This is a genomic window from Streptomyces sp. NPDC004561, from assembly GCF_053602155.1.
Genome location: NZ_JBSGDB010000010.1, coordinates 1 through 14,152 on the forward strand (window position 1 = coordinate 1; position 14,152 = coordinate 14,152).

15 protein-coding genes, 1 tRNA gene and 1 pseudogene are annotated in these 14,152 nt (G+C 72.9%); 7 read left to right on the forward strand and 10 right to left on the reverse strand.

Annotated elements, in window-relative coordinates:
• Positions 1 to 82: 82 nt before the first annotated feature.
• Positions 83 to 751 carry an HAD-IA family hydrolase gene (locus ACWEN3_RS02500; protein ID WP_452964683.1) on the reverse strand — a complete coding sequence of 223 codons (669 nt, stop codon included), beginning with the start codon at positions 749 to 751 and terminating at the stop codon, positions 83 to 85.
• 190 nt (positions 752 to 941) lie between these two features.
• Positions 942 to 1,523, reverse strand: a complete 582-nt coding sequence (locus ACWEN3_RS02505) for a TMEM165/GDT1 family protein (RefSeq protein WP_452964686.1) — start codon at positions 1,521 to 1,523, stop codon at positions 942 to 944.
• A gap of 476 nt (positions 1,524 to 1,999) precedes the next feature.
• On the opposite strand from ACWEN3_RS02505, the gene ACWEN3_RS02510 reads away from it, so the two are divergent.
• Complete coding sequence (locus ACWEN3_RS02510) at positions 2,000 to 2,530, forward strand: hypothetical protein (RefSeq protein ID WP_452964689.1); 531 nt, start codon at positions 2,000 to 2,002, stop codon at positions 2,528 to 2,530.
• A gap of 30 nt (positions 2,531 to 2,560) precedes the next feature.
• Here ACWEN3_RS02510 and ACWEN3_RS02515 read toward each other — a convergent pair whose 3' ends face one another.
• From ACWEN3_RS02515 to ACWEN3_RS02525, 3 genes are all read right to left on the reverse strand, one after another.
• The gene (locus ACWEN3_RS02515) at positions 2,561 to 3,172 is read right to left on the reverse strand and encodes a DedA family protein (protein ID WP_452964691.1); all 612 of its coding nucleotides are present in this window, start codon (positions 3,170 to 3,172) and stop codon (positions 2,561 to 2,563) included.
• A gap of 191 nt (positions 3,173 to 3,363) precedes the next feature.
• Positions 3,364 to 3,819, reverse strand: a complete 456-nt coding sequence (locus tag ACWEN3_RS02520) for a DoxX family protein (protein WP_452964814.1) — start codon at positions 3,817 to 3,819, stop codon at positions 3,364 to 3,366.
• A 397-nt stretch (positions 3,820 to 4,216) separates the two neighbouring features.
• On the reverse strand, positions 4,217 to 4,462 hold the full coding sequence (locus ACWEN3_RS02525) for a DUF2277 domain-containing protein (protein WP_452964694.1): 246 nt from the start codon (positions 4,460 to 4,462) through the stop codon (positions 4,217 to 4,219).
• Positions 4,463 to 4,554: 92 nt separating this feature from the next.
• Here ACWEN3_RS02525 and ACWEN3_RS02530 point away from each other — a divergent pair.
• Positions 4,555 to 5,455 (forward strand): annotated as a pseudogene (locus ACWEN3_RS02530) (ketopantoate reductase family protein).
• Positions 5,456 to 5,515: 60 nt separating this feature from the next.
• On the opposite strand, the gene ACWEN3_RS02535 reads toward ACWEN3_RS02530, so the two are convergent.
• Positions 5,516 to 5,878 carry a hypothetical protein gene (locus ACWEN3_RS02535; protein WP_452964697.1) on the reverse strand — a complete coding sequence of 121 codons (363 nt, stop codon included), beginning with the start codon at positions 5,876 to 5,878 and terminating at the stop codon, positions 5,516 to 5,518.
• Positions 5,879 to 5,980: 102 nt separating this feature from the next.
• Between ACWEN3_RS02535 and ACWEN3_RS02540 the strand changes: the two genes are divergently transcribed.
• Together ACWEN3_RS02540 and ACWEN3_RS02545 are read left to right on the forward strand one after the other, a co-directional pair.
• Positions 5,981 to 6,424 carry a MarR family winged helix-turn-helix transcriptional regulator gene (locus ACWEN3_RS02540; protein ID WP_452964699.1) on the forward strand — a complete coding sequence of 148 codons (444 nt, stop codon included), beginning with the start codon at positions 5,981 to 5,983 and terminating at the stop codon, positions 6,422 to 6,424.
• An 88-nt stretch (positions 6,425 to 6,512) separates the two neighbouring features.
• Complete coding sequence (locus ACWEN3_RS02545) at positions 6,513 to 6,842, forward strand: hypothetical protein (protein WP_452964701.1); 330 nt, start codon at positions 6,513 to 6,515, stop codon at positions 6,840 to 6,842.
• A 45-nt stretch (positions 6,843 to 6,887) separates the two neighbouring features.
• On the opposite strand, the gene ACWEN3_RS02550 is transcribed toward ACWEN3_RS02545, so the two are convergent.
• Positions 6,888 to 6,959 (reverse strand) — tRNA-Val (locus ACWEN3_RS02550).
• Between the two features lie 268 nt (positions 6,960 to 7,227).
• Between ACWEN3_RS02550 and ACWEN3_RS02555 the strand changes: the two genes are divergently transcribed.
• The 3 genes from ACWEN3_RS02555 to ACWEN3_RS02565 all read left to right on the forward strand — a co-directional run bounded on the left by ACWEN3_RS02555 (position 7,228) and on the right by ACWEN3_RS02565 (position 9,554).
• The gene (locus ACWEN3_RS02555) at positions 7,228 to 8,622 is read left to right on the forward strand and encodes a hypothetical protein (protein ID WP_452964703.1); all 1,395 of its coding nucleotides are present in this window, start codon (positions 7,228 to 7,230) and stop codon (positions 8,620 to 8,622) included.
• A gap of 143 nt (positions 8,623 to 8,765) precedes the next feature.
• Complete coding sequence (locus ACWEN3_RS02560) at positions 8,766 to 9,326, forward strand: DUF4383 domain-containing protein (RefSeq protein WP_452964705.1); 561 nt, start codon at positions 8,766 to 8,768, stop codon at positions 9,324 to 9,326.
• A 9-nt stretch (positions 9,327 to 9,335) separates the two neighbouring features.
• Positions 9,336 to 9,554: an FmdB family zinc ribbon protein gene (locus ACWEN3_RS02565; RefSeq protein WP_452964708.1), complete on the forward strand. Its 219-nt coding sequence runs from the start codon at positions 9,336 to 9,338 to the stop codon at positions 9,552 to 9,554.
• Here ACWEN3_RS02565 and ACWEN3_RS02570 read toward each other — a convergent pair.
• The 3 genes from ACWEN3_RS02570 to ACWEN3_RS02580 are packed head-to-tail and all read right to left on the reverse strand — an operon-like array spanning position 9,551 to position 14,058.
• Positions 9,551 to 10,363: an HAD family hydrolase gene (locus tag ACWEN3_RS02570; RefSeq protein ID WP_452964710.1), complete on the reverse strand. Its 813-nt coding sequence runs from the start codon at positions 10,361 to 10,363 to the stop codon at positions 9,551 to 9,553. The two genes, ACWEN3_RS02565 and ACWEN3_RS02570, sit on opposite strands and share 4 nt — an antisense overlap.
• Positions 10,363 to 12,864, reverse strand: coding sequence for a phosphoribosyltransferase (locus tag ACWEN3_RS02575; RefSeq protein WP_452964712.1), 2,502 nt, complete (start codon positions 12,862 to 12,864; stop codon positions 10,363 to 10,365). Before ACWEN3_RS02575 ends, ACWEN3_RS02570 begins: the two co-directional genes overlap by 1 nt.
• 27 nt (positions 12,865 to 12,891) lie before the next feature.
• A complete protein-coding gene (locus ACWEN3_RS02580; RefSeq protein WP_452964715.1) occupies positions 12,892 to 14,058 on the reverse strand; it encodes an HpcH/HpaI aldolase/citrate lyase family protein in 1,167 nt (388 codons plus the stop codon).
• Between the last annotated feature and the right edge of the window lie 94 nt (positions 14,059 to 14,152).

Below are 14,152 nucleotides of genomic sequence, written 5' to 3' on the forward strand. Positions count from 1 at the left end.
GTCGGCCGGCAAGCGCTGTTCCTCACGGCCGGCCTGATCCAAACGACACCCCCTAGGCGCACGCGACCCCCGCCCCCGGCCGTCAGGCGACGTGGAGGCGGAGGGTGCCGTCCGGCAGCGGCTCGACGCGGACGCCGGTGAGGTCGGGGACGGCCACGTCGGGCTCGTGGAAGGGGGCCCGCGGGCCGACGCCGACCACGGTCATACCCGCGGCGCGCCCCGCCGCGATGCCGGCCCCGGAGTCCTCGAAGACGACGCAGTCGGCCGGGTCGACGCCCAGTTCGGCGGCGCCCTTGAGGAAGCCCTCGGGGTCCGGCTTGCTCGCGCCGACCGACTCGGCGGTGACGCGGACCTCGGGCAGCGGCAGCCCGGCGGCCGCCATGCGCACGGTGGACAGGGCGACGTCGGCCGAGGTCACCAGGGCGTGCGGAAGACCGCGCAGGGAGGCGAGGAAGCCGGCCGCGCCGGGGATCTGGACCACGCCGTCGGTGTCCGCGGTCTCCTCCGCGAGCATCCGCGCGTTGTCGGCGAGGTTCTGCTCCACGGGCCGACCGGGCAGCAGCACGGCCATGGAGGCGTGCCCCTGACGGCCGTGCACGACCTTCATCACATCGTCGCCGTCCAGCCCGTGCCGCTCGGCCCAGCGCCGCCAGATGCGCTCGACCACGGCGTCCGAGTTGACGAGGGTGCCGTCCATGTCGAGCAGGAGGGCGCGGGCGGTCAGGACGGTGGGCGTGACGGTGGCCGTCATCGGCAGCTCCAAGGCAGGGGCGAGGGGACGTACGGGCGGTCTCTGAAGGCCCCCGAGGTCTCAGGGAGAGACAAGGCGGCCCCGCCCGCCGGTCAGGGAAAACGGGCGGGAGCCACTTTGTTCCTCCACGGTACAAAACCGGATGGCGATTGCGCCACCACCCCCGGCAAGGATTCACCCGCCGTTCAGCTCAGCCCGCCACCGCCTCCCACAGGCTCCACACGCCGAGCGCCACCATCAGCAGCGCCGCGATCTGCGTGATCAGCCGCAGCGGCACCCGCTTCATCAGGGCCTTTCCGCCCACGATGCCGAGTCCGGCGACCGCCCACAGGCCGAGCACCGCGCCGAGGCCGACGGAGAGCGGGTCGTTGTAGCGGGCGGCGAGGTTGGCGGTCATGATCTGGGTGAGATCGCCGAACTCGGCGACCAGGATGAGCATGAAGCCGGTGCCCGCGACCTTCCAGAAGGACTGGTCGGCGGGCTTCTTGATCTCTTCCTCCTCCTCGCCCTTGTGCAGCAGCAGCATCGCGGCACCGGCGAGGAAGAGGACACCGGTGATGGCGTGCACGAGCCGCTGGGGCAGCAGGGTCAGCACGCTGCCCGCGGCCACGGCGAGCACGACGTGCAGCAGGAAGGCGGCGGCGACGCCCGTGAAGACGTAACTGGCGCGGTAGCGGGTGCCGAGGACGAGACCGGCGAGCGCGGTCTTGTCCGGCAGTTCGGCGAGGAAGATGACGCCGAAGACGAGCGCCGTCACGGTAATGCTGATCAAGGTTCCTCAATCGGTCGGGCCACCCCACCGAGAGTGCTGTACGCGATGACACCTCGGCACGGCAGCACACTCGGCACCCGCGCCGGAGGGCACGGGCGTGCACTGCTTGCCGAAGGTCTCGCTGGGCGGCCCTGGAACAGGGTCCGCCTCCGGGCGCCGGCTCAGGCTGGCTGAGCAGTATGTCGACGGTCCGGCGAAGAGCTACTCCCCTTCTGCGCTCCCCATAGTACGGGAGGCAAAAGTCACGCCTCGAACCTTGCCGTGACATGAACACGTCACTAGCTTCTAACCAGGTGCTCGCCTGCCGGCAACACGGTCCCGCGAGCATTCCTGCGTTCCGCCGAACACCCGACCCCCACACCGGAGTTCGGCCGCCGCGGCTCTACGCGCGTCGAGCAGTGAGCTTACTCGCCGCCGCCCTCGCCCGGCAGCCGGCGCTCAGCCTGTCATGGCCATGACTCCCCAGGAGACCCTCCATGCGCTCCATCACCCGCATGTCCACCGCCGCCGCGTCCGCTCTCGCCCTCGCGGTCAGCGGCCTCATCCTCGGCGTCAGCGCCGGCACCGCGCAGGCCAGCACCTGCTCCCAGTCCCGGCTGCCGCTGCCCGACTCGTCCTGCACCCCCGGCGCGTACAACCCGGACGTGACGCAGTCCACCATCGGCTCCACCATCTGCGTCTCCGGGTGGACCAGCACGGTCCGGCCCTCCACCAGCTACACCAACGCGCTCAAGGCCCAGGGCATCGTCGACTACGGCTACTCGGACACCAACATGTCCGACTACGAGGAGGACCACCTCGTGCCCCTGGAACTCGGCGGCGCCCCCAAGGCCACGACGAACCTCTGGCCCGAGCCGCGCTACGGCAGCTCGACGGCCAGTTCCAAGGACGGCGTCGAGACCAAGCTCAAGAACGCCGTGTGCGCCGGCCGGATCACCCTGTCCGCCGCCCGCTCCGCCATCAAGACCAACTGGACCACCGCACTCCAGGTCACCGGCATCGGCTGACGCCGGGACACCCGCGCGGGGCCGGCCGCCTCAGGCCGGCCGCCGCCGCATCAGGAAACCGGCCACCGCCCCCGCCGCGAACAGCGCGGCGACCGACACCGCCGTCGCCAGCCAGGTCGCGCCCAGCCACCGGGCGCCGTAGTAGCCGAGGGCCACGCTGTAGGCGGCCCAGGACAGTCCGGCCAGCGCGGACCAGGGAAGGAAGTCGCGGGCCCGGCGGTGGGCGGCGCCCGCGCAGAAGGAGACCACCGAGCGGCCGGCGGGGGCGAAGCGCGCCAGCACGACGAGGGCGCCGCCACCCCGGGCGAGGGCCTCGCCGAGACGTTCCTGCGCGGTGGTCAGCCGCCGGGAGCGGGCTATCGCCCGGTCCAGGCGCTCCCCGCCCCGCCAGGCCAGACGGTAGGCCACCAGGTCGCCGAGGACCGAGGCGGTCGCCGCGGAGAGGATCAGGGCCGCGGTGTCCGGCACGTTGTGCGGCACCCGGCCGGTCGCCGCGCCGGATCCCGCCGCGGCGGCCGTGCCCGCCGTGATCACGAGCACACCGCTCGGCAGCACCGGCACGAACACGTCGAGCAGCACGGACAGGGCCACCACGGCATAGATCCACGGCCCGCCCGCCAGCGACCCCACGCTCTCCAACACAACGACTCCCGTCACTCCCCCGTTGACAGCCGTACAGCGTACGCCCGGGGTGTGACAACGGGTGCCCCTGGGGGCTACGGGGCTTGTGGGAAATCAGGGGCCGGCGGCACGGGCGCCCTCACCGGGCGGTCGGGAAAGGGCGCCGTGGTTCGCGTTGCCGGGTCGGGTGCGGTTCGCGTTCCCGCGCCGTATCAGGCCGCCATCGGGGCCTGTCCGGCGGCGGGCTCGCGCTGCGCCGCCGTACGGCGGGCGAGCACCCGGTCGAGGCCGAAGGCGCCGGAGCCGGTGAAGACCAGCACGAGGAAGGCCCAGCAGAACAGCACCGCGAGCTCACCCCCGTTCTGGATGGGCCACAGCGCGGCCTTCTGGTGGATGTCGAAGTACGCGAACGCCATCGAGCCGGAGGCCAGCAGCGCGGCCCCGCGGGTGCCGAGGCCGAGGAGCACCAGGGCGCCGGCGGCCAGCTGGATCACGGCCGCGTACCAGCCGGGCCAGGTGCCGGCCTCGATCGTGCCGCCGTTGGTACCCGTGGCGCCGCCCAGGACGCCGAAGAGGGAGGCGGCGCCGTGCACCGAGAAGAGCAGGCCGACGACGATGCGGAAGAGCCCGAAGGCATAGGGCTGAGCGGAGTTGAGACGCGCGGACAGCATGGGGGGTGTCTCCATTTCGGTGTCGGTCGAGCCCGCCGGGGACAGGCGGGCCGGTGGGGGCGGCGGTACCGAACGGAGGCCCAGGTTAGGCGAACCTAATCTATGCTTGCAAGTTCAACATTTGGCCAGAGTTCCGCTTCCGCTTACGGCTCCGCCCCGGGGCGGACCGCACATGGAAAGGCCCGCGCGACCGCACCCCCATCCGAAAACATGACCGAATCCGCACTTGGCCGGACACCCGAACGGCCAAGCGCACGCGGAGCGTTGACGAACCATCAGATACCGCACAACTCCGCACCGACGCACACCGCGACCCGGCGGCCGGCACTCCCCCTCCTCCGGCGGACCGTCAGGACATACGTTGCCCCACCCCGCCGCCGGCACCCCGCTGCCGCTACCCGGCCTCCTCCACGGCCCGCGCACGGACGGCCTGCCCCCGTACCTCCAGCCCGCCGAGGAGTTCGGCCGTGGCACGGGCGACGGCCTCCACGGCCGCGTCGAAGACCTCGCGGTTGTGGGCGGCCGGGGCGCGGAAGCCCGAGACCTTGCGCACGTACTGCAGCGCGGCGGCGTGGATCTCGTCCTCCGTGGCCTCATCGGGCAGCACGGGCGGACGCAGCGTCTTGATACTCCGGCACATACCCCCAGTCTCAAGCACCCCGCCCGCTCCTGCGATGATCCCGCCGAAGGCGGCCACCGGAACCGGGGCCGACCGTCGAAAGGAACAACTCCATGACGAACCAGCACACCGTGGCCGTCCTCGGCCCCGGCGGCACCGGCGGCCTCCTCGCCGCCCTCCTGTCCCGCGCCGGCCACCGCGTCCTCTGCCTGGCGCGGGAGGGCACGGCCGACACCCTGCGCCGCGGCGGAATCACCGTCCGCAGCACGCAGTTCGGCGAGTTCACCGCCCCCGTCGAGGCGGACACCGAGCTGCGCGAACCGGTGGACGCCTGCCTGATCACCGTCAAGCACACCACCCTCGACGACGCCCTGACCCGCATCCCGCCCGCCGCGCTCGGCGACGCCCTCGTCGTACCGCTCCTGAACGGCGTCGAACACCCCGCCGCGCTGCGCGCCCGCCACCGCCCCGACCGGGTCGCCCCGGCGGTGATCCGCGTGGAGTCCACCCGGCTCCGGCCGGGCGTGATCGAACACGGCAGCCCGTTCACGGAGATCGACCTCGCCGGGGACGGCGTACCCCGCGCCCGCCTCGACGCACTCGCCGCCGTCCTCACCGCCGCCGGCACGACCGCCCGTGTGGTCGAGGACGAGACGGCCGCCCTGTGGGCGAAGATGGCGTTCCTCGCCCCCTTCGCCCTGCTCACCACGAGGTACGGCGTCCCGCTCGGCGAGGCCCGCACCCGCCACCGCGCGGATCTGCGGGCGCTGGTCGCGGAGACCACCGAGGTCAGCCGCGCCTGCGGCGCCCCCGCCGACCCGGCCCAGGCCCTCGCCCGGTACGACGCCTTCCCGCCCACCGCCAAGTCCTCCATGCAGCGCGACGCCGAGGCCGGACGACCGCTCGAACTCGACGCCATCGGGGGGGGCGTTGCTCCGCGCGGCCGAGCGGCACGACGTGCCGGTACCGGTGACGGCACGGCTCGTACGGGAACTCCGGGCCGCCGGCCACTGAGGCGCACGGCTGCTCGGGCCCCCGACTCTCCCCGGAACCCGACGCCTTCGCCCCAGGGGCTCAGCGGGCGAGCAGCCACTGGGCCGAGACCAGGTGCACCGCGGCGAGCGCGCCCGCGCTGAGCAGCATGCCCGGGGTGCGGCGGGCGGCGCCGATCGCGGCGTCGCCCAGCTGCGCCAGGCCGGCGACGACGAGGACCGGGCCGAGCAGATCCCAGGAGCCGGCCGCCAGGAGCACCAGCACGGCGGCGCTCAGGGGCAGGGCCCGGGCGGCGTAGGCGCGGGCGAAGAAGACGACCCCGGAGTTGACGGCCTCACCGGCCGCGAGAGCCATGGCCGGCCGGGCGAGCCCGGCCACACTCGCGAGCCCCGAGACGAGCGCGGCAAGCGCGTTGAGCAGACCGACCACCGTGTGCGCGGACATGACGACCACCAGCCTCCCCGCTCCAGCGGAACGCACCCATCACTGAATCATTCAGATTCAGAATGATTTTGGCAAGCTACCATCCCCTTCATGGACGAAACCATGGGTTCCGCCGGACTGCCCCACACGCTGGTGTTCCGGCTGGGCACGCTGGGAGCGGTGGTCGGCGACCGGTTCGCGGAACGGATCGAGCGCCACGACCTCAAGCCGAAGCACGTCGGACTCCTCACGGCCCTCGGCCAGGGCTCGTTCGCCTCGCAGCAGGAGCTGGCGGGACGCCTCGGCGTGGCCCCGAGCCTGATGGTCTCCCTCGCCGACCATCTGGAGTCGCTCGGCGCGGTCCAGCGGATGCGCGACCCCGACGACCGCCGCCGCCAGGTCCTCACCCTCACCGGCCACGGGCACGAACTCCTGTCCCTCTGCGCGGCGGAGGCCCGCGCCCTGGACACGGAGCTGACCGCCCACCTCGCCGAGCCCCAGCGCGAGGCGCTCCACGCGGCCCTCGGCGACCTCGCCGCCCGGGCGGGCCTGCCGACGACCGGGTAGCGGGGGCCCGGCCGGGTCGGAACACCCGTTCGCGTGAACCTCACAACCGAACTCGCCCCGCAAAATCGAACAGGCGTAGCATTGTCGCGTGGCTACGACCTATGAATTCCCCAGTGACCTCCTCGCCGGTCAGGAGGAGCTGCATCAGGTCCGGGCCGAGCTGTCGGCCCTGCTCAAGCGGCTGCCCTGGTCGGTCGAGCCGATGGACGCCGTCAGCGACGACACCGGCTGGCGCAAGGTGGAGCGGCCCGCTTCCCCCGGCTGGACGGCCGACGAACAGGCCGAGGTGGAGAAGCTCCGGCGGCGCGAACACGAACTCGCGGTCTTCGTCAGCACCCACCGCTTCTGGGCCGAGGTCGTGGCCGACCAGCGCACGGAGGCCCGCAGCCGGCTGAAGCACGCCCACGAACCCACCTGACACGACAAAGCCCCCGGCCACAACGGCCGGGGGCTCCTCGCACGGTGGGCGCGGACGGTTTCGAACCGCCGACATCCTGCTTGTAAGGCAGGCGCTCTACCCCTGAGCTACGCACCCGCGCCTGGACCGCGCCCAGGACGAGTCGACAGCGTACCTTGCCGGTGGCACTGCACGGCAAACCCGAATCGGCCGGAACCCGGGGCCGACCGGGGTGGGAGCAGCGGCAACGGTGAGGTGACGGTCGTGGTGCCCCGCACTCGGTGACGGCCGGTTCCTCGAACGGGAAAGTCACCGTGCGCACCGCGAACTGACCGGCTCGTGTGTTCGTCTTCAACGGGTGGGAGAATGACACCACCCAGGGCGAACCACAGCACGGGAGAGGGATGTGACGGCGAGACCGGGCACGCCATCGACACAGCCGTACCCGCCGTCGTCCACCGCGCGGGCTCGGCGCGGGCCCACGGCCCTGCGGGACACGCTCACGCTGATGGGCCTGCCGGTGCTGGCCGCGCTGGCGCTGCCCGCGGCGTTCGCCGGCGGGGGTACGCGGCGCTGGTTCGGCGGCCGGGCGGAGAGCCAGCGGGCCGAGGCGCAGGCCGCGAAGGACGCGGCGGCGGCCGCGTTCTACGAGCTGGACACCGCGCAGCGGGACCTGAGGATCTCCATCGAGACCATCACGGCGGTGGACGACTCCCCCGCGGCCCGGCGTGCGATCTCCGACTTCGAGGGGCTCGGCCGGCGGATCGACGAGGTCAGCCAGCGGTACATCCAGGCCGTCGACGCCCATGACCTGGACCGGGTGGATCTGGAGGCCGGGGCGGCGGCGCGGGCGCGCGGTGAGCTGACGGCGGCGCGGGACGAGCTGGTCCGGGTCAAGGAGGAGCTGGAGCGTTTCGGCGGTTCGCTCGGGCCGCTGCTCGGGTCGGCCGAGACCCGGCTGGCCCGGCTCGCGCCGGCGGTGGAGCGGGCCCGGCAGGCGCTGCTGGGCGCGAGCAACGCGCTGGACGCCGTACGGGAGCACGGTCTGCGGGCCGATGATCTGGCCGCGCGGCTGGCCGCCCTGTCGCCGGAGCTGACGAAGCTGAACCAGGGTGCCGGGCAGCACGGGGCGCAGGAGACGCTGGAGCGGGCCGGGCGGGTGCAGCGGGAGGCCGGGGCGATCCGGGCCGAGGCGGAGCGGCTGCCGGAGAAGGCGGCGGAGATCGATCACCGGCTGGTGTCGCTGCGGACCAGGGCTCAGGCGCTGACCACGCGTGCGGGGCAGGTGGATCCGGTGCTGAGCGAGCTGCGGCGGCGGTTCGCGGCGGCGTGCTGGCAGGATCTTCAGCAGGTGCCGGCGCAGGCCGCGGAGAACGTGCGGCAGGCGGAGGTGAAGCTGCGGGACGCGCAGTCGGCGCGGGACGCCCAGCGCTGGCCGGAGGCGACGTCGCTGCTGTCGACGGTGCGGGCGCTGCTGAACGCCACCGACGATGCCGTCTCGGCCGCCGGGGAGCGGCTGACGAGGCTGAACGCGGTGCAGAAGGACCCGCAGGCGGAGATCGAGCGGACGCGGTTCGCGATCCGGGATGCGCAGCGGCTGGCGATGACGGGGCGTGCGACGCCCGATCCGCGGCATGCGGGGCCGCTGGACGAGGCGGTGGCGCGGCTGGAGCGGGCGGTCGGCGCGTTGCAGGGCCGGCATCCGGACTACTGGAGTTTTCTGACCGAGACGGACGCGGTGCGGCAGTCGGCCGCTCGGGTGGTGACGCGGATCCGCGAGGAGCGCGGCGGCGGGCACTGAGCGGGGCGCCGACCTGGGCGGAGGCCCGTGGACCCGTGCCGGGTGCCGGCCGGGGTGTGGAGTCTCGTGTGTTGCCGGGTGGGGGCGGGCAGGCGGATATTGGACGGACGGATGGCCTCCGCTAGCGCCCGAGGGAGGCGGACATGGCCACACACGCAGTGCACTCGAGGAATGCCCGGAACCGGCAGCGGACGAGGCTGGACGACCATCTGCCCGTCGATCACCGGCTGAACCAGGTCTACCGGATCGGGGCGGGCGTGATCGGCGCGTTCCTGATCGCCTTCGGCATCCTGGGCCTGATCAACCACATCGGGTTCTTCGGTATCGGCGGCGCCACGATCATCGGGCTGAACACCAACGGCACGCTGAGTGTGCTGTCGATCTGCATCGGCGCGGTGCTGATGATCGGCATGGTGGTCGGCGGGAACTTCGCGTCGACGCTGAACATGGTCCTCGGCATCCTGTTCCTGCTGAACGGCTTCCTGTTCCTGGGGCTGCTGGACACCCCGAACAACTTCCTGGCGTTCCGGATCCCGAACGTGCTGTTCAGCTTTGTGGTGGGCCTGCTGCTGATGACGTTCGGCATGTACGGCCGGGTCGGGTCGACCCTGCCGCACGACAATCCGTACTGGCGGGCGCGCCACCCTGATGCGGCGGAGCGGCAGCGGCCCGAGCAGGGGGCCGAGCTGCCACCGGCCGGTTAGTCTGTGCCCATGCCTCGCTATGAGTACCGTTGCCGGACCTGCGGCGACACTTTCGAACTGAGCCGCCCGATGGCGGAGTCCGGTGATCCCGCGAGCTGCCCCGCGGGCCATGACGACACGGTGAAGCTGCTGTCGGCGGTGGCCGTGGGCGGGACGGCCGGCGCGCCGGCCCCGGCGCCCGGTGCGGGCGGGGGCGGCGGCTGCTGCGGTGGCGGCTGCTGCGGCTAGCCGCCCTGCCGGGCGGTTCGCAGGAACTCCCGTACGATGCGCTCCCCGGCGAGTACGCCGCGCTCGGGGAGCGCGCTGATGTGCGGGGCCGTCCAGGCGCTGTCGGCCAGTTCTCCGTGGCCGGGGCGCCAGCCCCGGTCGGCGGCGAGCAGCAGGTCGGCGTCGAGGAGGGAGTCCCCGGCGGCGAGGGTGAGTTCCGCGCCGGTACGGCGGGCGACCTCGCGGACGGCGGCGCTCTTGGTGAGGGGCTGCGGGACGGCGTAGATCTTGCGGCCCTGGAGGGAGACGGTCCAGCCGCGGTTCTCCGCCCAGACGGCGAGTTCCTTGACCCAGTCCTCGGGCAGCAGTTCCCGCTCGACGACGAGGTAGGTGAAGAGGTCCTCGGCGATCCGGTGCTTGCGCAGCCAGACGGGGTCGGCGGTCCGGGTCAGGTGCTCGTGGACCTCCGTGAGCGGTGCGCACTCGTCGGCGAGCCGGGCGAGTACGCGGGCGTGCCAGTCGTGGTCGGTGGCGCCGTCGACGAGCAGATGGCCGCCGTTGGCGCAGATCGCGTACTTGGGGGGCGGGCCGGGCAGGTTGATGCGCTGGTACTGCTTGCGGGTGCGGGTCGTGGTGGGCACGAAGACGGCGGTGTCGCCGAGGTCGGTGAGCAGTTGGGCGGCGGTCTCGGTCAGGTAGGAGAGCGGCCGGGCCTCGTGGACCTCCACGCACAGCAGCCGGGGTGCCCTGGCGTCGGGCATGGTCAGTGCCAGGGCGGCCGAGGAGTAGATGAGCGTACGGTCGAGGTCGCTCGCCACGAGCACGGGCATCAGCCGTTCACCGCCTTGCCGTCGGCGCCGGTGGCGCCGCGTGTGTACTGGGGGTGGATCAGGCCGACGCAGGTGTAGGGCAGCTCGCCGACCTCCTCTATCGGTACCCCGCGCTGTCCGGCGAGCAGTCGGACGTGGTCGAGGTCGGCGCCCGCGCCGGCGCGGGCCAGGATCTTCCAGGGCACCCGGCGCAGCAGGACGCGGGTGGTCTCGCCGACGCCGGGCTTGACGAGGTTCACGTCGTGGATGCCGTACTCCTCGCTGATGCGCTCGACGGCGCGCCAGCCCTCCCAGGTGGGGGTGCGGTCCTCGGCCATCAGTTCCTTGACCGCTTCGTCGACGGTGTCGGTGACCTCGGGGAAGCGGGCGGAGACGGCGTCGAGGAAGGCGACGGAGACGTCGGCGCCGGCGAGTTCGCGGTAGAACTTGGCGCCGTGGAAGTCGTCGGGGCCGACCAGGTCGGCGCGCAGGACGGTGCGGGAGATCAGGCCGGAGACGGTGGAGTTGAGGCAGGCGGAGGGTATGAGGAAGTCCTCGCGGGTGCCGTAGGTGCGCACGCAGGAGCCGGGGTCGGCGAGTACGGCGATCTCCGGGTCGAAGCCGGTGACGCCCTCCTTGGCCTGGAACTCCTCGATGGCCTGGGCGAGTTCGCGGGTGATGGCGCCCTTGCCGGTCCAGCCGTCGACGAAGACGACGTCGCGGGGGTCGTGGTGGGCGGCGAGCCAGCGCAGCGCGTTGGCGTCGATGCCCCGGCCGCGCACGATGGAGACGGCGTAGTGCGGGAGGTCGAGTCCGTGCCGGAAGCGGGCCCAGCGGCGCATGAGGACGCCGACGGGGGTGCCGGCGCGGGCCAGGGAGACCAGGACGGGGCGCGGTGAGCGCTCGGTGATCACCGTCTCGGTGACCACGCCGACGGCGTGGGCGAGGCGGGCGGCACAGGCGTCGAGGGCGGTGTGGAACAGCTCCTGGTACTGGTCGCTGGGCTGGTACTCCACGGGCAGCGACTCGGCGTAGTGGGCGCCGCCGCTCTGGATGGCCTCCTCCCGTTCCTCGGTCGGCGCCTCCAGGGTGGCGTCGGAGAGGTCCTGGAGCAGCCAGCCGACCTCGTCGGGCGCGTACGAGGAGAATGCGGGGCCGCGGAGGGGCTCGGGCAGCATGGCCGGCCTTTCGGGTGCGGGCGGGGGCGCGGGGAGGTAGGTGGGGACGACCGCGAGCAGGACGTGCGGGACGTGTTCGGCGAGGCGGGCCGGCAGGCCGTCGGGTGCGTGCAGGGCGGGGGTGTCGGCGGCGGAGTCGACGACGGCGACGACGGTGTCGAAGCCGCCGCCCGCGACGTTGTAGGCGTAGCGCTCGCCGGGGCCGTCGGCCGGGTCGTCGTGGGCGGGGAAGACCAGGCGGGTGCGGATGGCGTAGCCGGGGTCGTCGACGGCGAGGACGGGCGAGCGGGTGGTGGTGGAGAAGCGCACCTCGGCGCCGGTGGTCCGCTCCAGTTGCCGGGCGAGCCGGAGCGGGGCGTACATCAGCTCCTCGTTGCCGAGGACGAGGATGCGGCGGGCGTCGGGGGGCAGCGCGTCGGCTATGCGCCCGGCCATGGCGGGGAGGGCGGCTTCGAGGCGGGTGCGGTGGGCGGGGGTGAACCCGTGCCTGCCGCCGTCGGGGAGACGGTGCGGCCAGTGGAGGTCGACGCGCCGGGGCCCCGGTGTCGCGTCAGGGGTGCGGGGCGGGAGGTCGTGCGGCTCCGCCGCGTGCGTGCGGGCGACCGCGTCGCGCTGGTGTCCGGCGGACTCGTGCCGGGCCACCAGTCGCTGCCCTTTCTCCAGCACGCCTTCCGGGAGCCGTACGGTCCCGGAGGCGGCGGCGATCAGCTCGATCTGGGCGCCGATCTCGGCGGCGAATCGTTCCATCCGTTCCGCGTCCCCGGGCGAGCGCATGTCGACCAGCGCGACCACCACGTACCGCCGCCGCGGGTACCGTTCGTGCAGGTCGCGGATGGTGTTCAGCACGGTGTTGCCGGTGGAGAACTCGTCGTCGACCAGGACCAGCGGGCCGTCGCCGGCGAGCAGCGCGGGGTCCTCGGGCAGCAGAAGGTGCGACGTGGCGTGCGAATGCGACTCCTCGAAGCCGCCCGCCGGGGCGACCCCGGCCACCGGCCGGCGCGTGGAGTGCAGGTACGGCGCCGTGCCGAGCCCGTCGGCGACGGCGTGGCCCAGCCCGGTCGCGGTCTCCGCGTAGCCCAGGACGACGGCGTTCTCCGTCTCCTCCTCGCCGAGCAGCGCGGCGACCCGGCGCCCCAGCCGGTACCCGTGGTCGTAGACGACGGCCGGCGACTGCGGGACGTGCTTGCCGAGCACGTGCGAGACCAGGAGGTGGGCCCGCTTGGGGTTGCGGCGCAGGGCGAGGCCGAGCAGGGCCGGCAGGCCGTCGTCGCCCACGAGTTCGACTCCGAGCCGCTCGGCGACCCAGCTGCCGGACCAGACCCCGTCGTTCACTGCGTAGTTCATGCGTTCCTTGGACGGTGTGGGAGGGGATCAGCCGGGTATTCCGGCGGCGAGGAGCTCCACGAAGCCGACGTCCTCGTTGGCGACGCCGAAGACCTCGGCGCGCAGCAGGGTCCGCTCGGCCCAGGCGCGGTGCGGTTTCACCTCGTTCATCTTGTTCGTATAGGCCGACCGGAGTACACCCCCGCCGCCCCGTTCCGGCCGCAGGATGTCCTGGGCGTCGCTGAACTCCTCGTGGCTGACCACGGACAGCGCGTGCACGGGGAGGACGTGGGAGGGGTGGATGCAGGTCTTGCCGAGCAGGCCGTTGGCCTGGTCGAGGGAGATCTCCCGCAGCAGCCCGTCCATGGCGTGCTCGATGAGCTTCTCGCGCAGCTCGACGGCCTGCACCTCGAGGAAGGGGCTCTGCCTCAGCTGCGGCTTGAACATGCGTTCGGAGACCCGGAAGTACTCCCACACGGGCCCGGTGACGGTGAACCCGGTACCGTCGGCGCGGCCCAGCATGTTCACGACGTCGGCGATCACGGAGGCGACGACCTGGACGTCGTAGGCGGTCATGTCGGGGGCGCGGCGCAGCCCGTAGGAGGAGCAGAAGTCCGTCACGCCGAGGCGGAGCGCGAGGACCCGGTCGCGGTACTTGTCGACGGCGCGGAAGATGCCCTCCAGGGTGTCCACGCGCGACTCGCGGTACAGCAGTTCCGGGGACTCGAGCACCGGCATGGCGAAGAGCCGGCGGCCGCTGTCGGTTCCGGCGGCGGTCAGGGCCTCCAGGAACGGGATGCCGCGCTCCTCGGTGAACTTGGGCAGCACGAATCCGGACAGCAGCCGTACGGACGCGCCGAGGCGTCGTACGAGGTCGGGGATCTGCTCGGGGGCGCGCACCCGGATGAACAGCAGGGGCGGCTCGGCTCCCGCGCGGGAGTCGAGGTCGGCGAACTGGGCGACGAGGTTCTCCTCGCCCGCCACCACGTCCGCGTCGTCGATCGAGTCCTCCAGGCACAGCACCATGGAGACCACGCCTTTGTCCGCCTGCTTGAGGATGTCGTCGGCGAGCCGCGGCCGGGTGGCCGGGCTGTACAGCGTGGCGCCCAGGGCCGCGGCGAGCAGCCGGGCCGGGGAGTCGGCGGTGAACGCGCACGGCTCCCGGTGGAAGAGGCGCTGCCGCACCTCGGGGGCGATGTGCCCGAAATGACGCATATGACTCCCTCGGGGTGCGCGCCGAGCCTGTGGATTCGGTAAAGGGTGGCCGGTAATAGTACGTAGGGATCCATGTCGGAGGTTCCCTTCGGGC